Consider the following 3,222-nt stretch of genomic DNA (forward strand, 5'->3'; position numbering starts at 1 on the left):
CAGCTTCGTGGCTGTGTGGGCGTTCGGCTTCACGCTGAACACCATGTCGCTGCTTGGGCTGTCGTTGGCGATCGGCATTCTGATTGACGACGCCATCGTGGTGCGCGAGAACATCGTGCGACACGTGGAAATGGGGAAAGACCACTACACGGCGGCGCGCGAAGGCACCGATGAAATCGGTCTCGCCGTCGCGGCGACTACGTTCTCGATCATCGCGGTGTTCGTGCCCATCGCCTTCCTGGAGGGTGAATCGGGACAGTGGTTCAAGCCGTTCGCCCTGACTATCGCCTGCTCGGTGCTCGTGTCGTTGTTCGTGTCCTTCTCACTCGATCCCATGCTGTCGGCCTACTGGCCCGACCCGCATCAGGAGGAGCATGAGAAGTGGTGGATTACGAAGAAGCTCGACCAGTTCAACAAGTGGTTCGACGGTCTCGCCAACAGTTACCGCAAGCTGATCGGCTGGGCGCTGGACCACCCGAAGTCCATGGTGTTGCTGGCCGTTGCGAGCTTCGTGCTGGCGATTGCGATGCCCGCGCTTGGACTGGTCGGCGGCGGCTTCTTCCCGCTCGAAGACAACGCCGAAGTGCAGATGACCGTGGAAACGCCGCCGGGCGCGAACCTCGATTATCTGCGCCAGAAGGTGAACGAGACCTTCGCGGTCACGTCGAAGTATCCGGAAGTCACCTACTCGTTCGTGACCGCCGGCGGCGCCAGCGGCGCCGTCGACAAGGCCAGCGTGTATCTCAAGCTCCGCAGCAAGGGCGATCGCCTGAAAGACGGACAGCGCGACGCCGAAACGCTTGCGGCGGTGATTCGCGAGGATGTGAAGCGCATCGGTGGCAGCGATATCTCGGTTTTCACGAACGACTTCGCCGGTCAGGAGAAGCAGATCTCCATCGAGCTGCGCGGCACCGACAAGGCGGCGCTGCAGGTCGTGGCCGATCAGTATCTGACGGCGCTCAAGACGACGCGCGGTGCCGTCGACGTGGCGCTCAGCACGAAGGGGCAGAAGCCGGAGCTCACCGTGCAGGTGGATCGGGCGCTGGCGGCGTCGCTGGGCTTGAGCGTGGGGCAGGTGGCGCAGGCGATCCGCCCGGCGTTCGCTGGTCTTGATGCTGGCGACTGGGTCGATCCCACCAACCAGACGCGCAAGGTGATGGTCCGACTGGCGCCAGAAGCGCGCGCCCGTGGTACCGACCTCGCGCAGCTGCCGATCGCACTGGGTCAGGGGGCCAACGCGCAGCTCGTGCCGCTGCAGCAGGTCGCCCGCATCCGGAGCGAGCTTGGCCCGGCCATCGTCAACCACCTCGATCGCGACAACGTGATCAAGGTGCAGGGCAACATTGCCGGTCGCTCGCTTTCCGAAGTCGTGGCTGACTTTGAGGCGAAGACGGCCGGTATCCAGTTGCCGTCGGGCGTGAAGCGGTCCAGCGGCGGACAGGTCCAGCAACAGAACGAAGTCTTCGGCAGCATCTTCATCGCGCTCGGTGTGGCGGTGGCGCTGATGTACCTCATTCTCGTGGTGCAGTTCGGCTCGTTCCTCGATCCGATCGCCATTCTGATCTCGCTCCCGCTGTCGCTCATCGGCGTCATGGGAGCGCTCGCCATCACCGGCAACACGATCAACCTGATGAGCCTCATCGGCGTGATCCTGCTGTGCGGCATCGTGGCCAAGAACGCGATTCTGCTGGTGGACTTCGCCAAGTGGGCGCGCGAAAAGAACGGCATGCCGCTCCGGGAAGCGCTCATCGAAGCGGGCGCCATTCGCTTGCGTCCCATTCTGATGACGACCTTCGCGCTGATCGCCGGCATGATTCCGGTGGCCTTGGGCCGTGGCGAAGGCGCCCAGTTCCGTGCCCCGCTCGGTGTGGCCGTCATCGGTGGCGTGATCACCTCCACCGTGCTCACCCTCCTCGTGATCCCGACGTTCTACGAGATCTTCGACAACATGCGGACGAGCCTCTCCCGGCGGGTCGGACTCACGCCGCCGCATACGGGGCAATTCCGTACCTTCGAATTGCCGGTGGCCGAGGCTGGCGATTGACGTAGTCGATTACATTGGCGGGGTATGATTCCGCCGATGTCCTCGATTCTGGTCGCGACGACGCTCGCCCCCGCGCTGCTGCTGCGGGTGGCGAGCGTTGTGTTGTCCGGCGCGTCGGGCGTCGGCGCCATCATCGCGGCCGTCGACGTCACCAAGTGGCTTGAAGCCGTGACTGACAGCGTCTGGACCTACGTGGTGTTGGGCGCCTCGACCATCGTCATCGAGGAGCTGTCACCCATCTTCGGTGGCATCGCGGCGCACGAAGGCGAGCTCCGGCTCGCCCGGGTCATCCTGGCGATCACGCTCGGGGGCTGGGTGGCCACCCTGCTCTTGTATGTGCTGGGCCGCTGGAAATGGGAGATGATTCGCCGCCGGTTCCCGCGGGTGCGCGCCACCGGCACTGTCGCCCTGCGAGCGGTGCGGCGCAACCAGCTCAAGGCCTCGCTGCTGCTTCGCTTTGCATTCGGCCTGCGGATCGTGCTCCCCATGGCCTGCGGGGCCGCCAAAGTGCCGCTGTATCTCTATCTGCCGATGACGCTGATCGGTTCGGCACTCTGGACGGCCGTGTTCACCGCCATCGGGTACGCCGCGGGCGAGGCGGCGGTCCGCGCCCTCGGTCACCTCGATCGGGCCGGCGAAATCATCGGAGCCGTGCTGGTCACGGTGGCCGTGCTGGGCTTCGTGCGCTGGCAGCGCATCCGCCGAGAACGCAAGGCTGCGCGCCGCCGCACCAGCTGACCGGTACGTGGCGCGCTACCCGATCGTGGTCGCCGCCTGCCGCAGGTCGGCCCACGCGGCCTCCACGTGGCTCCGGTCGGTGCGGATGTTTCCGATCGCCAAGCGCAGCGTGTACCTCCCGTTCAGCTTCGTGTGCGACAGATACGCCCGGCCGCCGGCGTTCACCCGCTCCATGATCGCCGCGTTCACGCGCGCGATGTCCGGTTCACTCATGCCGGCTGGCGCGTAGCGGAAGCACACCAGCGACATCGTGACCGGTGCGGTGAGTTCCCAGCCGCCGCTCTCGAAGTGCACCATCCCGGCGAAGTCGCGGGCGAGGTCGCAATGAAAGCGAATGCGTTCGGCGAGCCCCTCCGCACCGTAGGCGCGCATCACCATCCACAGCTTCAGCGAGCGGAACCGACGACCCAGCTGAATGCCGTAGTCCATCAGGTTCACCG

At 65.5% G+C, this 3,222-nt stretch carries 3 protein-coding genes; 2 read left to right on the plus strand and 1 reads right to left on the minus strand.

Annotation, left to right across the window (positions count from 1 at the left end; translation table 11 throughout):
• Window positions 1-2,044: efflux RND transporter permease subunit (locus tag ACIRA7_RS16100; protein ID WP_396221853.1), on the plus strand; the 2,044-nt coding region annotated here is incomplete at its 5' end.
• A 24-nt stretch (window positions 2,045-2,068) separates the two neighbouring features.
• On the plus strand, window positions 2,069-2,782 hold the full coding sequence (locus tag ACIRA7_RS16105; protein ID WP_396221854.1) for a DedA family protein: 714 nt from the start codon (window positions 2,069-2,071) through the stop codon (window positions 2,780-2,782).
• A gap of 15 nt (window positions 2,783-2,797) precedes the next feature.
• Here ACIRA7_RS16105 and ACIRA7_RS16110 read toward each other — a convergent pair.
• A partial coding sequence (locus tag ACIRA7_RS16110; RefSeq protein WP_396221855.1) for a pyridoxal-dependent decarboxylase occupies window positions 2,798-3,222 on the minus strand: 425 nt, incomplete at its 5' end.

This window comes from Gemmatimonas sp. (assembly GCF_044376735.1).
Taxonomy (GTDB): domain Bacteria; phylum Gemmatimonadota; class Gemmatimonadetes; order Gemmatimonadales; family Gemmatimonadaceae; genus Gemmatimonas.